Annotated in this window: 13 protein-coding genes; 7 read left to right on the forward strand and 6 right to left on the reverse strand. The window is 66.9% G+C overall.

Annotation, left to right across the window (positions count from 1 at the left end):
- Window positions 1-187: 187 nt before the first annotated feature.
- Window positions 188-1,579, forward strand: coding sequence for an MFS transporter (locus tag AC1MBE_RS00055; RefSeq protein WP_479779927.1), 1,392 nt, complete (start codon window positions 188-190; stop codon window positions 1,577-1,579).
- A gap of 71 nt (window positions 1,580-1,650) precedes the next feature.
- On the opposite strand, the gene AC1MBE_RS00060 is transcribed toward AC1MBE_RS00055, so the two are convergent.
- Window positions 1,651-2,178, reverse strand: coding sequence for a DUF427 domain-containing protein (locus tag AC1MBE_RS00060; RefSeq protein WP_479779928.1), 528 nt, complete (start codon window positions 2,176-2,178; stop codon window positions 1,651-1,653).
- Window positions 2,179-2,312: 134 nt separating this feature from the next.
- On the opposite strand from AC1MBE_RS00060, the gene AC1MBE_RS00065 reads away from it, so the two are divergent.
- Window positions 2,313-2,774 carry a GatB/YqeY domain-containing protein gene (locus AC1MBE_RS00065; RefSeq protein WP_479782689.1) on the forward strand — a complete coding sequence of 154 codons (462 nt, stop codon included), beginning with the start codon at window positions 2,313-2,315 and terminating at the stop codon, window positions 2,772-2,774.
- A gap of 48 nt (window positions 2,775-2,822) precedes the next feature.
- Here AC1MBE_RS00065 and AC1MBE_RS00070 read toward each other — a convergent pair whose 3' ends face one another.
- From AC1MBE_RS00070 to AC1MBE_RS00085, 4 genes are all read right to left on the reverse strand, one after another.
- Window positions 2,823-4,535 carry an ABC1 kinase family protein gene (locus AC1MBE_RS00070; protein ID WP_479779930.1) on the reverse strand — a complete coding sequence of 571 codons (1,713 nt, stop codon included), beginning with the start codon at window positions 4,533-4,535 and terminating at the stop codon, window positions 2,823-2,825.
- 5 nt (window positions 4,536-4,540) lie between these two features.
- A complete protein-coding gene (locus AC1MBE_RS00075; RefSeq protein WP_479779932.1) occupies window positions 4,541-5,083 on the reverse strand; it encodes a PadR family transcriptional regulator in 543 nt (180 codons plus the stop codon).
- Between the two features lie 194 nt (window positions 5,084-5,277).
- Window positions 5,278-5,706, reverse strand: a complete 429-nt coding sequence (locus AC1MBE_RS00080) for a GlcG/HbpS family heme-binding protein (RefSeq protein WP_346958272.1) — start codon at window positions 5,704-5,706, stop codon at window positions 5,278-5,280.
- The gene (locus tag AC1MBE_RS00085; protein ID WP_479779934.1) at window positions 5,703-7,889 is read right to left on the reverse strand and encodes a malate synthase G; all 2,187 of its coding nucleotides are present in this window, start codon (window positions 7,887-7,889) and stop codon (window positions 5,703-5,705) included. Before AC1MBE_RS00085 ends, AC1MBE_RS00080 begins: the two co-directional genes overlap by 4 nt.
- Window positions 7,890-8,156: 267 nt before the next feature.
- Here AC1MBE_RS00085 and AC1MBE_RS00090 point away from each other — a divergent pair, with 267 nt between their 5' ends.
- The 5 genes from AC1MBE_RS00090 (at window position 8,157) to AC1MBE_RS00110 (ending at window position 14,371) form a co-directional block, all read left to right on the forward strand.
- Complete coding sequence (locus AC1MBE_RS00090; RefSeq protein WP_479779936.1) at window positions 8,157-9,911, forward strand: L-lactate permease; 1,755 nt, start codon at window positions 8,157-8,159, stop codon at window positions 9,909-9,911.
- 186 nt (window positions 9,912-10,097) lie between these two features.
- Entirely contained in the window at window positions 10,098-11,387 is a 1,290-nt protein-coding gene (locus AC1MBE_RS00095) for an FAD-binding oxidoreductase (protein ID WP_479782691.1), read from the forward strand.
- A 157-nt stretch (window positions 11,388-11,544) separates the two neighbouring features.
- Complete coding sequence (locus AC1MBE_RS00100; protein ID WP_479779937.1) at window positions 11,545-12,300, forward strand: IclR family transcriptional regulator; 756 nt, start codon at window positions 11,545-11,547, stop codon at window positions 12,298-12,300.
- 47 nt (window positions 12,301-12,347) lie between these two features.
- Window positions 12,348-13,283, forward strand: coding sequence for an NAD(P)-dependent oxidoreductase (locus AC1MBE_RS00105; RefSeq protein ID WP_479779939.1), 936 nt, complete (start codon window positions 12,348-12,350; stop codon window positions 13,281-13,283).
- Window positions 13,280-14,371 (forward strand): tartrate dehydrogenase, encoded by a 1,092-nt coding sequence (locus AC1MBE_RS00110; RefSeq protein ID WP_479779940.1) that lies wholly within the window; start codon window positions 13,280-13,282, stop codon window positions 14,369-14,371. The genes AC1MBE_RS00105 and AC1MBE_RS00110 overlap by 4 nt, the downstream gene beginning before the upstream one ends.
- Before the next feature lie 42 nt (window positions 14,372-14,413).
- Here the strand turns inward: AC1MBE_RS00110 and AC1MBE_RS00115 are convergent, their stop codons facing one another.
- Complete coding sequence (locus AC1MBE_RS00115; protein ID WP_479779942.1) at window positions 14,414-15,199, reverse strand: isocitrate lyase/PEP mutase family protein; 786 nt, start codon at window positions 15,197-15,199, stop codon at window positions 14,414-14,416.
- Window positions 15,200-15,318: the final 119 nt, after the last annotated feature.

Raw genomic sequence — 15,318 nt, forward strand, 5'->3', positions numbered from 1 at the left:
CCGCCAATTGCCGTGGATTCCTCGGCGGGACCGGGACTAATTCCTTGGATCAAGCAGTTATGCAGCAAGGGCCGGCCCGGGTCTGCGCCCGGCGCTTTTGATGACGACGGAATGAGATGACGTGACGGCAACGCCTGCAGAGGGAGTCGGCTTCCGCTCGAAGCGCGGCCCCATACTGATTTCCCTAATGCTCTCGACGGGGCTGGTGGCGATCGATTCGACCATCGTCGCAACGGCGGTGCCGTCGATCGTGCAGGACATCGGCGGGTTCGCGTCTTTTCCGTGGCTTTTCTCTGCCTACCTGCTGGCGCAGGCCGTGTCCGTGCCCGTCTACGCGAAGCTCTCCGACGTCGTCGGCCGTAAACCGATCATCCTGATCGGCATCGGGCTGTTCCTCCTCGGTTCGATCCTCTGCGGCGTGGCATGGAGCATGCCTGCCCTCATCGCGTTCCGCGTGCTGCAGGGCCTGGGTGCCGGAGCAGTCCAGCCCGTGGCGATCACGATCGCCGGCGATATCTATACGCTGACCGAGCGGGCGAAGGTGCAAGGCTACCTTGCGAGCGTGTGGGCGGTGTCCTCCGTGGTTGGCCCGACGCTCGGCGGCGTGTTTTCGGCCCTCGGCTTCTGGCGGGGGATCTTCTTCGTGAACATCCCGCTGTGCCTCCTGGCGGGGTGGATGCTTCTCCGAACGTTCCACGAGAATGTCGAACGTACCAAGCACCGGGTCGATTACCTGGGGGCAGGCCTGCTGACCGTCGCGCTGACCCTGATCATTCTGGGGGCCCTCGAAGGCGGCCAGGCATGGGGCTGGACCTCGGCCATCAGCGTTGCGGTCTTCGCCGGCGGAGCGCTCTTGTTCGCCGCGTTCATTTTCGTCGAGCGCAGGGCGGCCGAGCCGGTCCTGCCGCCGTGGGTAATTTCCCGGCGGCTGCTGGCGACGACGGCGCTGATCTCCTTTGGCGTCGGCGCGGTTATGCTGGGTCTCACCTCCTACGTTCCCACATTTCTTGAAGGAGCCCTCTCGACCTCCCCGATCCTGGCCGGGCTTGCACTGGCAGCATTAACGATCGGCTGGCCGATCAGTGCCTCCCAATCGGGCCGGTTCTATCTTCGGATGGGGTTCCGGAAGACCGCGCTGATCGGCATCACGATCACGGTCATCGGTACGGCAGTGCTTGCCCTCACCGCCGCCACACCCAACGTCCTCCTGGTCGCGGCGAGTTGCTTCATCGTGGGGCTCGGACTCGGGCTGGTGGCAACCCCCAGCCTCATCGCCGCCCAGTCCAGTGTCGACTGGAATGAGCGCGGAGTGGTCACCGGTACCAATCTTTTCGCCCGGTCGATCGGCAGTTCCATCGGTGTCGCAGTGTTCGGCGCGGTCGCCAACGCGATCTACGCAGGCGCTCCGGGCGGTCACACAGATCCGCACACCGTCGTCTCGGCGTCCGGGGCTGTCTTCCTGGCTGTACTGGCCGGGGCCATCCTCACCGTGGTCGCCGTGATCGCGATGCCCGCCACGGACAACAAGACCACCGCACCGGCGACCGCCGAGCCCAGTACGGCGGCTTCACAGGACTAAGCACTTCCGGTCGGCTCGGTCCCGGTGAGCCGGGAGGACCGACCCGTCGGTTCAGCGCGGGAGCCGGATCCTCACCACCCGGACGTGCCCGGGCCACCCTTGAACGGACCCACGATGTTCCTGGTGATCCAGCCGCCGTAAAAGTCGCCTTCCTGGGAGGTCACCCGCTCGCCGTCGACCTCGCAGGAGTCCATGTGGCCCGGGTAGAGCGCCACCCGGGTGGCGAGCGCCTCGAAACCGCGGGCGGGTTCCGGGTAGGTCCACGCGCCGCGGGGAACGACGACTCCGCCGGCGACGACGTCGAAGTAATGCGCTTCACCCTTGAACTCGCAGAAACTGGTGCCTTGCACCGGGACCAGGACACCGGCGGGGAATGAGCCGAACGGCAAGTAGTACACCGGGGGATGACTCGTCTCCAGCACGCGCACGGCATCGGTGGTGTCGGCAATCACCTGGCCGCCGAGCCGCACAGTCACCCGTTCGGATCGCGGCTCCACCCTGGGCGGCCGCGGGTAGTCCCACACCGATTCCTGGCCGGCTGCGGGTTTGATGGGCTGGGGACGCCGGCCGAAGCCGGAAAAACCGTGTGCGGGAGTCATCTCCCCATGGTGCCACCTTCCGCGGGGATGCCGGAGTGAATGCGGGCAGGCATGCTCGACGACGCTATCCGCGCCAGGCTGGGGGAGACTGGCTAGTAGGCTGCCACGCACCACCGATGAAGAAGAGGAAGACCATGACGCTCAAGGACCAACTGAAAGACGACGTTATCGCCCACATGAAGGCCGGCAATAAGACCGCACTCACGACCGTCCGGAATGTGCTGGGCGAAATCAGCACCCGTGAAAAGTCCGGCAAGACCCCGGTCGAGCTCGACGACGCCCAGGTGACTTCGCTGCTGCAGAAGGAAGCCGCCAAGCGCCGTGACACCGCCCGCATCTACACCGAAGCCGGCGAACCCGACCGCGCCGCTGCCGAGTCCGCGGAGGCGGAAATCATCGAGGCGTACCTGCCGAAGGCCCTGACCCGTGCGGAAGTCGAAGCGATCGTCGATGAGGCAATCGCCGCGCTGAAGGCCGACGGCCAGGAGCTCTCCATGCGCTCCATCGGCGCCGTGATGAAGCCGGTCACCGCCAAGGTCGCCGGCCGCTTCGACGGCAAGACCGTCAGCGAAATCGTCCGGGCCCGCCTGGCCTAAGCAGTCTGCGCCCGGCGGCACCAGGATGCCACCGGGCGCAGAGGGCACTTAGAGGCCGCGGCGCCCCGTCCAGAGCCCGTGCAGCAGCGGAACCACCGACGCGATCATTAGCACGCTGCCGAGCACTGCGTCGTCCGCCCGGACGACGGAACCGGCAATGAGCAGGGCGCCGAAAACCAGGGCCGATGCCGTTCGCTGCGCCGTGCGGTCCAGCCGGGCCAGCTGCCGTTCCAGACGCGGGTTAGCCACGGACAGCGAGCCGTCCTCGATCCGGGTGAGCAGCCGGTCCAGGCGCTTCGGCAGACCCAGTGCCAGCCCGGCGGCGTCGAGCGCCTGCTGGGCCACGTCCTGGACGATGTTGCCACGTTCGTCGCGCAGCAGCTGCGCGGCATAGGGTTCCACCGCGTCCCACAGATTGAACCGGGCATCGAGCGAGCTGGACACCCCCGAGGTCAGTGACATCGCCCGGATGATGAGCAGGAAGTTCTCCGGCAACTGGAAGGGCAGCGAGCGGACCAGGTCGCCGAACTCCACCGCAAAATCAAGGAATTCCCGCGGGTCCACCTCACGGAGCTCGGCGAAGCCCATCCCGCCGAACCGGGCAAAGAGGTGCGTCATGGCCCGCTCAAGCTCGGCCGTGTCGGCCGACGGCAGCAGCACCCCCACATCCCTGACCGCGCTTACCAGGCCTTTGCCGTCACGCGATGCGGCCGCGATGAGAAGTTTCCGCAAGCCGCTGCGGGTCGTGGGAGGAACCTCGCCCATCATGCCGAAATCGATGAACGTCAGCTTCCACGGGCGGGCTGCGGTTGATCCGGTGTCCGGGGTGACAAAGATGTTGCCGGGGTGGGGATCGGCGTGGAAAAAGCCGCTGGTGAACATCTGCTCGAACATGACCGACGCGAACACCGGGGCAACCTGCACCGGATCGATGCCTGCCGCCAGCAGCGCCTCCGAATCCGTGATCTTGATCGCCGTAACGTCTTCGAGGGTCAGTACCCGGCGGGTGCTCCACTCCCAGGCGACGCGTGGCACAGCCACCCGGTCGTCGTCGGCGAAGTCGGTTGCGAAGCGCTCTGCGTTCGCTGCCTCATGCAGGTAGTCGATCTCCTCAAGGCTGATCTGCGCGAACTCCTCCACCAGGGCGGGCATGTCCGCCCGGTCGGCAACCAAGCGCACCCGGCTGAGCCAGCCGCCCACCTTGCGCAGCGCCGCCAGGTCGACGTCGACGATCGCGTCGATGCCCGGCCGCTGCACCTTCAACACCACGCTGCGCATCCCGGCCTCGGCGGCGTTAACGGGAAGGAGCTGCGCGCGGTGGGCCTGCCCGAGCGACGCGGCGGCGATCGGCGTCTGATCGACGGAGGCGAAAACCTGGTCCAGCGGCATGCCCAGTTCCGTCTCGGCAAGTGCCCGGATGGCGGCGAACGGGACCGGTGGCACCTCGTCCTGCAGTCCCTCGAGCTCCTTGGTGATCTCGGGCGGAAGCACGTCCAGCCTGGAGGACAGGAACTGGCCCACCTTGATCATGAGGCCGCCCAGCTCCACCGCGAGCACGTGGAAGCGTTGCGCGAAGCGCCGCATCCGCTTCGTCCGGGTGCGCCCGGCAATGCCGCCCAGCCCGATGCGGGGGAGGAGCAGCTCGAACCACCAGGTCACCGCGAGATGCCACGCAGCGAAGCGCAGGATGCGGCGGTAGCGGGCGCGGGTGTCCCCGGCGCCGGGTACCGGAGCTGTCCGGTCCCGACGAACCGACGCCACCCGCGTCAATCCTGGGCGAGGATCGAATACAGCCGGCGACGTGCCTCATCGAGCACCGTAACGGCCTGCTTCACCTGCTCCGGCGAGCCGGTGCGACCCACCTGCGCCGCGGCCTGCGCCAGTTCGACGCCGGCCTTCGGAAGTGCCGCGAACCCGGGGCCGGTTGCCTGGCCTGTGGACTCCCACGGTGCCGAGGTGTCGGCACCGGCTACAACCTCCCGGCCCGCCTCGGTCAGCGAGTAGATCTTGCGGCCGTTGGACTCCTCGGCCCGGATCAGCCCCTCATCGGCCAGGAGCTGCAACGTGGGGTAAACGGAACCGGCGCTCGGCTTCCAGCTGCCGCTGCTGCGCTCCTCGATTTCACGGATGATCTGGTAGCCGTGCATCGGCCGTTCCGCGAGCAGGGCAAGCACCGCGGACCGCACCTCGCCGCGTCCCGCGCGGCTGCCGGCGCGCTTCTCAAATCTTGACCGCAGCTCTTCAACCGCCTGCCACATGCCGTCAATATTGGGGGTGCCGAAGCCGCCGGCCGGGTATGAATTACGCATGCTGGTCTCCTTAATGGATCGCTAACGATACTTAACGATACATTCCGATATACGCGAAACCAATGGCCGGATGGACGGAGCGTGGGAGACGTGCTCCTGTTTCATGCCGCCCAGAAACAGGCGGGGCCCATGCCTGTCACGACATGGGCCCCTCCGTCCTTGCGGACGGTGTTCAGCGGATCGGTGCCGGACCGTCAGTCCGCCTGCGGCGTCAGGCCGGCAGCCTTAACCGCCGTCGTTGCCGCGGTCTCGTCATTGTCCGAACTGTCGCCGGTGATCCCGACGGCACCCATGACGGTGCCGTCGTGGTCCCGTACCAGTACACCGCCGGGAACCGGGATGAGCCGGCCGCCCAAGGCAGCGGTCGCCGCTGAGATGAAATACGCCTGCTGCTCGGCGCGTTCCATGATGGCGCGCGAGCCCATGCCGAGGGCCAGCGCGCCGTAGGCCTTGCCCTGGGCGATCTCAAAGCGGTTGTTTGAGGCGCCGTCCTCGCGTGCGGCGGCGATGACGTGGCCGCCGGCGTCGAGCACGACGACGGTAAGTGGTTTGAACTCACGCTGCCGGCCTGCGGCGAGGGCTTCGTCGATGATGGTCCGGGCGGACTCAAGGGTCAGGTTCATGAGGCGTTCCTTGCCAGATCGTCGGTGTGTTTGTGCGCGGCCCGGCGGCGGTGCAGGACGGGCTCGGTGTAGCCGGAAGGCTGGGTGGCGCCCTCGAGGACTAGTTCGCGGGCGGCGAGGAACGCCTCGCCGTCGAAGGCGGGGGACATCGGTGCGTAACCGGGGTCCGAGGAATTCTGGTCGTCGACGACGGCGGCCATCCGCCGCAGTGATGCCTCCACTTCCTCCCGGGTCACGACTCCGTGCAGAACCCAGTTCGCGACGTGCTGGGAGCTGATGCGGCAGGTGGCACGGTCCTCCATCAGGGCTGTGCCGTGGATGTCGGGCACCTTGGAGCATCCGACGCCGTCGTTCACCCAGCGCACCACGTAGCCCAGCGTGCTTTGGATGTTGTTATCGAGCTCGTTGCGCCGGTCCTCCTCGGACCAGTCCGCGGGGTCGCCCACCGGGATGGTGAGCAGCTGCCGCAGGGTGGAGCGGCGCTTTCCGGCGAGCTCGGCCTGCCGTGCATCGACGTCCACCTGGTGGTAGTGGATGGCGTGGAGGGTGGCGGCCGTCGGCGAGGGGACCCAGGCGCAGTCAGCGCCGGCGAGCGGATGGCCGCCTTTCTGGGCCAGCATATCCGCCATGTTGTCCGGAGCAGCCCACATGCCCTTGCCGATTTGGGCGCGCCCGCTGAAGCCGCATTCGAGCCCGATGTCGACGTTGGCATCCTCGTACGCCTTGATCCAGCTCGAGTTCCGCATGTCGGCTTTGCGGACCATGGGGCCGGCCTGCATGGAGGTGTGGATTTCGTCGCCGGTGCGGTCCAGGAAGCCGGTGTTGATGAAAGCCACCCGCTCCCGGGCCTCCCGGATGCAGGCCTTCAGGTTTGCCGAGGTACGGCGTTCCTCGTCCATGATTCCGATTTTCAGCGTGAGCGGCTCCAGGCCCAGCACCGCCTCGACGCCGGCCAGCAGCGCGCAGGCAACCGCGACTTCGGCGGGTCCGTGCATCTTGGGCTTGACCACATAGACCGACCCGGTCCGCGAGTTGTGGCCGGCATGCGGCCCGCGCAGGTCGTGGACTGAGCCCAGTCCGGTGAACAAGGCATCGAGGATCTCCTCAGGCACCGGGGCGCCGGAAGCATCGAGCACGGCATCGCTGGTCATCAGGTGGCCCACCTGGCGAATGAGCAGCAGCGAACGGCCGGGCAGCGTCAGCTCTGAGCCATCCGGTGCGGTGTAGACGCGGTCGGGGTTGAGCCGGCGAGTGTGGGTGCGTCCGCCCTTCGTCACGTCAGCGGTCAGGGTGCCCTGCATCAGCTGCAGCCAGTTCCGGTAGCCCTCAACCTTGTCCCCGCCATCGACGGCGGCGACCGAGTCCTCGAGGTCCATGATCGTCGTCAGGGCGGATTCGAGGACAATGTCCTTGACCCCTGCCTGGTCGCCGGAGCCGATGGAATGGTTGCGGTCGATCTGGATTTCCACGTGCAGGCCGTGGTGGACGAGCAGCACGGATTCCGGCTGTTCGGCTTCTCCCCGGTAACCGGCGAACTGGGCCGGGTCTGCCAGTCCGGTTTCACCATCCGGTGTTTCGGCGACGAGCGTGCCGTCCGCGATCCTGTAAGCGGTAACGGCGGTGTGGGACCCGCCGGCCAGGGGAGTGTGCTCGTCCAGGAAACGGCGGCCGAACGCGACGACGGCGGCCCCGCGGACCGGGTTGTAGCCGTCCGTCTGCCCGCGCCCGTCGGCGTCGTCGATAGCGTCGGTGCCGTACAGCGCGTCGTACAGCGAGCCCCACCGGGCGTTGGCCGCGTTGGCGGCGAAGCGCGCATTCAGCAGCGGGACCACCAGTTGCGGCCCGGACACTGTGGCGATCTCGGTATCGACCCGGTCCGTACTGATCGTAAACTCGCCGGGTTCCTCGACCAGGTAGCCGATCGACCGGAGGAACTCCTCGTATGCCGCCGGGTCCAGGGGCGTCGTGCCCTGGGAGCGGTGGTAGTCGTCGATGTGCTGCTGCATTAGCTCGCGGACGCCCAACAGGTCCCGCACGCGCGGTGAGAACTCGGCCACCAGGGCGGCAGCGCCGGCCCAGAACTGCTCGGCCTCGAGTCCGGTCCCCGGCAACGCCTCGTCCCGGACGAAGGCGTAGAGCTCCTCCGCGACGTGGAGTCCGTTCGTCTCCAGATGATTCGGCATCCCGGTCACGCTCCGTTCAATTTCGTATTGCGGAATAAAAATATCGATTTATAAAAACTAGTCACCCTCGCCGCGGCTGTCAACGGCGTTCCACGGCCGGCCCCGGCCCCGCACGACCCGCCCGGGCGGCTGTTGACTGTGATCTGGATCGCACATATGGTCTATCCACTGAACAAGAGATTAATTTCACCATGCGGAATTTTGCGCCGCTGAATTCTCGCCGCGGGCTCTTGGCCCACCAATGCTCGACAAAACAAAGGAGTTTTTGTGAGTCCAAGGCTTGAGCCTTTCCAGCAGATTATCGATCCGATCGCCGGGTCCCTGGCCCTCTCGGCGGTGGTTGCCGCGCTCCCGCTGCTGCTTCTTTTCATTCTGCTCGGCGTCTTCCGGGTCAAGGCACCCAAGGCAGCCATTGCCAGCCTGCTGCTCTCGATCGTCCTGGCCATCGTGGGCTGGCGGATGCCGTTCGTCCAGGTCCTCAGCGCCACCGCGCAAGGCGCCTTCTACGCCGTCTTCCCGATCCTCTGGATCCTCATCAACGCCTTGTGGGTCTACAAACTCACGGTCGCGACACCGTGGTTCGAGGTCCTGGGCCGGACCATCAGGTCCATCTCCAACGACCTGCGCATCCTGGCTATCCTGGTCGCGTTCTGTTTCGGCGCGCTGCTCGAGGCGCTGGCGGGCTTCGGCGCACCGGTGGCGATCTCCGGCGCCATGCTCATGGCTGCCGGAATGAAGCCCCTGAAATCAGCCATCGTTGCGCTGCTGGCCAACACCGCCCCGGTCGCCTTCGGAGCGATGGCCGCTCCGATCATTGCCCTGAACGGTGTGACCAACATCCCGCTGCATGACCTCAGCTCCATGGCGGGGCGCCAGACCCCCTTCGTGGCCGTCCTGATCCCGCTTATCCTCGTTTTCATCGTCGACGGCAAGCGCGGCCTGCGGCAGACCTGGCCGGTGGCTCTGGTCTCCGGCATCGTCTTCGGCGTGGCGCAGTTCCTGGCCTCCAACTTCCTCGTCGTCGAACTCACCGATGTCATTGCCGCCATCGCAACGGTCGCGGCTGTCCTGCTCATGCTCAGGTTCTGGCAGCCGGCGGAAATTGTCGGGATGCACGACGTCGGGGGAAGCGACGCTGCCGAAGCGGAACTGGTCAACGCTGGCGCTCCGGCCCGCACCGGCTACGGAACGTCCTCCGGCCTGGGCGGTGTCAGCCGTAACGGTGCCCCGGTGGATACCGGAGTGCCGGCAGGGTCCGCCGGCGCCGCGGTCAGGCCGCCCAACCGCGACGTATGGATGGCTGTTGCACCGTATCTGATCATCATGGCCGTCTTCTCGATTGCCCAGCTCCCGGGCGTGAAAAATTGGCTCACCGCCGTCGGCTCCGTCACCTTCGAATGGCCCGGGATAGATGCCGTGGATCCCGCCGGACACCAGGTTGCCGCGCACAAATTCAAGCTTGACCACCTCAAAGCCACCGGCACGCTGCTCCTGATCTCGGGAATCATCACCATGGCGCTGTACAAGCTCAAGCCCCTGGCGGGAGTGCGGATCTACCGCGACACCCTTTTCCAGCTCCGCTGGACCATCGTGTCGGTCACGTCCGTCCTGGCGCTGGCGTTCGTTATGAACGTCTCCGGGCAGACGAACTCACTGGGCATCGCCCTGGCCTCCGCAGGAGGATTCTTCGCCTTCCTGTCGCCGCTTCTCGGCTGGATCGGCGTGGCGCTCACCGGCTCGGACACCTCGTCGAACTCGCTCTTCGGGCAGCTGCAGGTCACCGCCGCGCAGCAGACCGGGCTTTCGCCGACGCTGATGGCGGCTTCGAACTCCTCGGCGGGTGTGTTGGGCAAGATGCTCTCCCTGCAAAACCTGGCGGTGGCGTCCGCCGCCGTCGGCCTCGACGGGGCGGAAAGTGTCCTGTTCCGCAAGCTGCTGGGCTGGAGCCTGGGGCTGCTGGCCTTCATCACCGTCCTGATCGTCCTGCAGTCCACACCAGTCCTGGGCTGGATGGTCCCCTAGGCAACGGCCGGGGCCCGGTACCACAGGGCACCGGCGCCGACATGTCCGGCACGGCCGGACGGAAAACGTTCAAGACACCGATAGAGAGCAGACCTTGTGAGCACTACCGCTAACCAGATCAACACACAGGCCGGGGCGGCGCTCGTCGCCGCGGCCCGGCACGGTTCCTCCGACGTAACCGACCGCATGAACGTCAATACCGACCGGTCCGGATACACGCCCGCGACGCTGCCGGACGGCGTCGTCTATGCGACCAGTATCGACGACGTCGTCGAGACCATGGTCCGTGCGACGGCGGGGCGCATCCCCATCGTGGCCAGGGGCGCCGGAACCGGCCTGGCTGCCGGTTCGGCAGCCCAGGCCGGCGAGATCGTCCTCGACCTGTCGGGCATGAACCGGGTGCTGCGCGTCGACCCGCTCGAGCAGCTCATCGTCGTCGAACCCGGCGTGCTCAATGCCGAAGTCAACGCCGCCGCCGGTGAGCACGGCCTCTTTTACGCCCCGGATCCTGCCAGTACCGCCATCTGCTCCATCGGCGGAAACATTGCCACCAACGCCGGCGGCATGCGGTGCGCCAAATACGGCGTCACCCGCGAGTCCGTGCTGGCGCTGAAGGTGGTCCTGCCGGACGGCCGGGTCCTGGTGACCGGCCGCGAAACCATCAAGGGCGTCACCGGGTACGACTTGAACGCCCTCTTCATCGGCTCGGAGGGGACGCTGGGCGTGGTGGTCGAAGCGACGCTGCGCCTCCGGCCGCTTCCGGTCTCGACCGCGACGGTGGCGGCGTTCTTCCCGGACATTGTCACCGCCGCCCAGGCCGCCTCCGCCATCATCGCCTCCCGCATCACGCCGTCCGTGCTGGAGCTCATGGACGGACCCACTTTGGCTGCCGTCGATGCCGCCCTGGGCACCGACTACCGGAGCCGCGGCGGGGCGTTCCTGCTCGCCCAGACGGACGGGTACGGAGCTTTCCTGGAACAGGACGTGCTGATTCAGGCAATCGAACCCCTCGCCACGTCCTATGAGAAGGCCACGGACCCCGAGCGCACCGCCGAACTGCTGCGGGCGCGCCGCGAGGCGATCCCGTCGCTGGAACTGCTGGGCAACGTCTGCATCGGCGATGTCGGTGTGCCGCGCGGACGCCTCGCCGAAATGGTGACCGGCATTGAGGAAATCTCCCGCCGCACCGGTGTCCGCATCTTCACGGTCGCGCATGCCGCCGACGGCAACCTGCACCCCATGATCGTGCTGGATGAAGGCCAGCCGTCGACTGAAGGACCGGCGAAAGCTGCGCTTGGCCAGATGTTCGAACTGGCCCGCAGCCTGGGCGGCACCCTCACCGGCGAACACGGTGTCGGAATCCTCAAGCGGGACTGGCTGGTCGACGAACTCGGCAGCGAGTCCCTGGAACTGCAGCACGCGATCAAGGGTGTGTTCGATCCGCTCGGAATTCTCAACCCAGGCAAGGGCATCTAGCCGACGACGCTGCTGCCCGGGACCTTGCACCGCGGCGCCCATTCGGCGCCGCGGTGCGCTCCGGAAACCGCAGGCAGCGGTGCTGTATGTTGGGAAGCCAGAGAATATTTCACGATGCGGATATTAGTTGTCGGCAGGGATTTCAGGAGATCGTGCCATGGCAGAGCGAGCCCCGGGAGGCGTCCAGTCAGTCGAGCGGGTCTTCGAGCTGCTGGAACTGATTGCCGACGCCGGGGGCGAGGTCATGCTCAGCGAACTGTCGTCGTCCACCTCCCTGCCGCTTCCCACCATCCACCGGCTCCTCCGGACCATGGTCACGCTGGGCTATGTGCGGCAGTTGCCGAACCGGCGGTACTCGCTGGGGCCCCGGCTGATCCGCCTGGGCGAAAGTGCCACGAAGCAGCTCGGAGTCCTGGCCCGGCCCCAGCTCAAATCGCTGGTGGACCGGCTGGGGGAGACCTCGAATGTCGCCGTGCTGGACGGGGACATGATCATCTACGTCGCCCAGGTGCCGTCCCGGCACTCGATGCGCATGTTCACCGAAGTGGGGCGGCGCGCGCACCTGCACTCCACCGGCGTCGGCAAGGCGATCCTGGCCCAGCTGGACGACGCGGCGGTGCGCGGGATTGTCTCCCGCACCGGAATGCCGACGCCGACCAGCAAGAGCATCGGGGATATCGACACGCTCCTCAAGGATCTGGACATGATCCGCGAGCGGGGCTACTCGATCGATGAAGAGGAACAGGAGATCGGCGTCCGGTGCTTCGCCACCGCCGTGGCCAACGCGCCCACGCCGATGGCAATCTCTGTCTCCGGCCCCGTCTCCCGCGTCGACCAGGCTTTCGCTGACCGCGCAGTTCCCCTCCTGCAGGAGGCCGCCCGGGCCATATCGGAGGAGCTGAACCTCGCCTAGCCCGGCACCTGGTCATCCAGGCCGGATCACATCGAGAGGACGACAAAATGGACACGAAACGCAAGGTGGCAGTACTGGGCACCGGCATCATGGGGGCCGCGATGGCCCGCAACCTGCTGCGGGCCGGACACGAGGTCCACGTCTGGAACCGTGACCAGGCCAAGGCCCTCCCGCTCGCCGACGCGGGTGCGCAGGTAGCAACGTCCCCGGCCCAGGCGGTCGCAGGAGCGGACGTGGTGCTGACCATGCTCTTTGATGCTGCCGCCGTGACCGACGTGATTCGGCAGGCAGCCGCGGGTATCCGGCCGGGCACCGCATGGGTACAGTCCACGACCGTCGGTGTGCCCGACGTAGCGGCCCTTGCGGACTTGGCGAAGGAGGTCGGTCTCGACTTGGTCGAGGCGCCTGTCTCCGGCACCCGCGAGCCCGCCGAGGCCGGCCAGCTGGTGGTGATCGCAGCGGGACCGGAGGCTGTGCGCGAGCGAGTGAGGCCGGTTCTGGACGCAATCGGCGCGCGCACTCTCTGGACCGGGGAAGACCCGGCTGCGGGCTCGGCGGCCCGGCTAAAGCTGGTCGTGAACAGCTGGGTCATCGCGGCCTCGAATGCCGCCGGGGAGATCTTGGCCCTCGCCGAAGCCCTCGGAGTGGACCCCCGCCAGTTCTTTGACCTGATCGACGGCGGCGGCCTCGACCTGCCGTTCCTGCGGACCAAGGCGGGCCTGGTCCTCGATGACCGGCTGGAACCGGCGTCCTTCGCGGTCGACACTTCGCTGAAAGATGCCCGCCTGATCCTCGACGCCGCCCGTGAACACGGTCTCCGCCTTGACGGCGCCGAGGCCTCTGCCGCGCGTCTGGAGCGGGTCGCCGCGCAGGGCCGTGCCAAGCAGGACATGGCCGCCACCTACTTCGCCAGCACTGAGCAGGACCTGGACCCGCACAATCCCGACCGGGGCGACATGCCCCAAGGGGAGGTAACCCGATGACCCGGACGCACAAAATTGCCGTCATTGCCGGAGACGGAATTGGGCAGGAGGTTGTCCCGGAGGGCATCCGGGCCCTGGAAGCGGCGGCGGAGGCCTTCGACTTTAAGTTGCAGACCACGGACTTCGACTTTGCCAACGCCGACTACTACCTCAAGCACGGCACGATGCTGCCGGACAACTGGTTCGATCAGCTCAGCGGCTTCGACGCCATCTTCTTCGGCGCTGTCGGCGCCCCGGAAACGGTCCCGGACCATATATCGCTGTGGGGAAGTCTGCTCCAGTTCCGGCGCCATTTTGATCAGTACGTCAACCTGCGGCCGGTGAAGCTGCTGGCCGGCGTCAAGAGCCCCCTGGCGGACCGGGTTCCCGGGGACATCGACTTCTACGTGGTCCGGGAGAACACCGAGGGTGAATACTCCAGCATCGGGGGCCGGATGTTCGAGGGGACCGACAGGGAAACAGTCATCCAGGAAACTGTCATGACCAGGACGGGAGTGGATCGCATCCTGAAATATGCGTTCACCCTCGCCGACAGCCGGGCCAAGAAGCACCTGACCTCGGCCACCAAAAGCAACGGGATCTCGATCACCATGCCGTACTGGGACGAGCGGGTCGAAGCGATGGCGCAGAACTTCAGGGACGTCAGGACCGACAGCTACCACATCGACATCCTGACGGCGAACTTCGTCCTGCATCCCGAACGGTTCGACGTCGTCGTCGCCAGCAACCTCTTCGGCGACATCCTCTCCGACCTGGGCCCCGCCTGTACGGGCACCATCGGCATCGCACCCAGCGGCAATATCAATCCCGAACGCCGGTTCCCCAGCCTCTTCGAACCGGTCCACGGATCAGCCCCGGACATCGCCGGCAAGGGCATCGCCAATCCCGTGGGCCAGATCTGGAGCGCAGCGATGATGCTGCAGCACCTGGGCGAAGATGCCGCCGCTGCCACGGTAGTGCGGGCCTTCGAGAACGTCCTGGCCAGGGGAGGGGAGTCCCTCACCCCCGACCTGGGCGGCAGCGGCAGCACCGAACTGCTGGGCCGGGCCGTCGCGGACGAAATCCGCGCCGTAGCCGGCAGCCGCTGAAAGCCACGCTAACGGCTGACAGCCACGCCCGCGGGCCGATGGTTAGTCCGTGCGTCGCTGGCTGAACGCGACCAGACGCGCCTGCATCTCCCAGTAGGGGGTGGCGGCCGGCGCCTGTTTGCCGTCGCGCAGGGTGCTAACGACGTTCACCGCCGCGTCAACGGCTGCGCGGTACGGCAGCGAGCCCGAACTCACCCGCCGGACCCCCAGCCCACCGAGCTCGGCAACACTCAGGGTGGGATGTGCCAGTACATTGACCGGCAGCCCGATGCCGGCGGTGATGGCCTGGATGTCCTCCGGAACCACGAGGCCGGGGACGAAGATCCCGTCCGCGCCGGCGTCGGCGTACACACCGGCACGGTGCAGGACGGCATCCACGGTGGCCTCTTCGCCGAACCAGATGTTGTCCACCCGGGCGTTGAGGAAGACGGCCGGGCTGCGCCGTTTGACGGCGGCCACCTTGTGGGCGAAGGCTGCCGGGTCCACCAGGTGCCCGTCCGTGCTGTCCTCCAGGTTGACCCCGGCAACGCCCACACTGGCCAGCCGGGCGACGAGGTCGGCAACCTCGGCGGGGTCATCGGAGTAACCGTCCTCGATGTCCGCCGTGATGTGGACGGGCAGGCGGCACAGCTGGGCCGCCAGTGCGGCGGTGACCGCCTTGCTGGACCGGCCTCCGTCCGGCAGGCCGGCACTTGCCGCAATTCCGAAGCTGGTGGTGCCGACGGCCGGGAATCCCGCCGTCGCAAAGGCCAGGGCGGATCCGACGTCCCACGCATTGGGCAGCAGGAGTGGCTCCGTCATGTGGTGGAGTTCCCGAAAAGTAGCCATTGATATTCCCGTCCCCTGCCAGCCAAAAAAGGTGGATACCCCATTAGTTTAACTGCGCTGACCAGTGCCGGACGGTCCCTGTTCCGGTGGCTGGCAGGCTGTTAGTCTCGGGGTCACGA

The sequence above is a fragment of the Arthrobacter sp. BG5 genome (genome assembly GCF_056680155.1).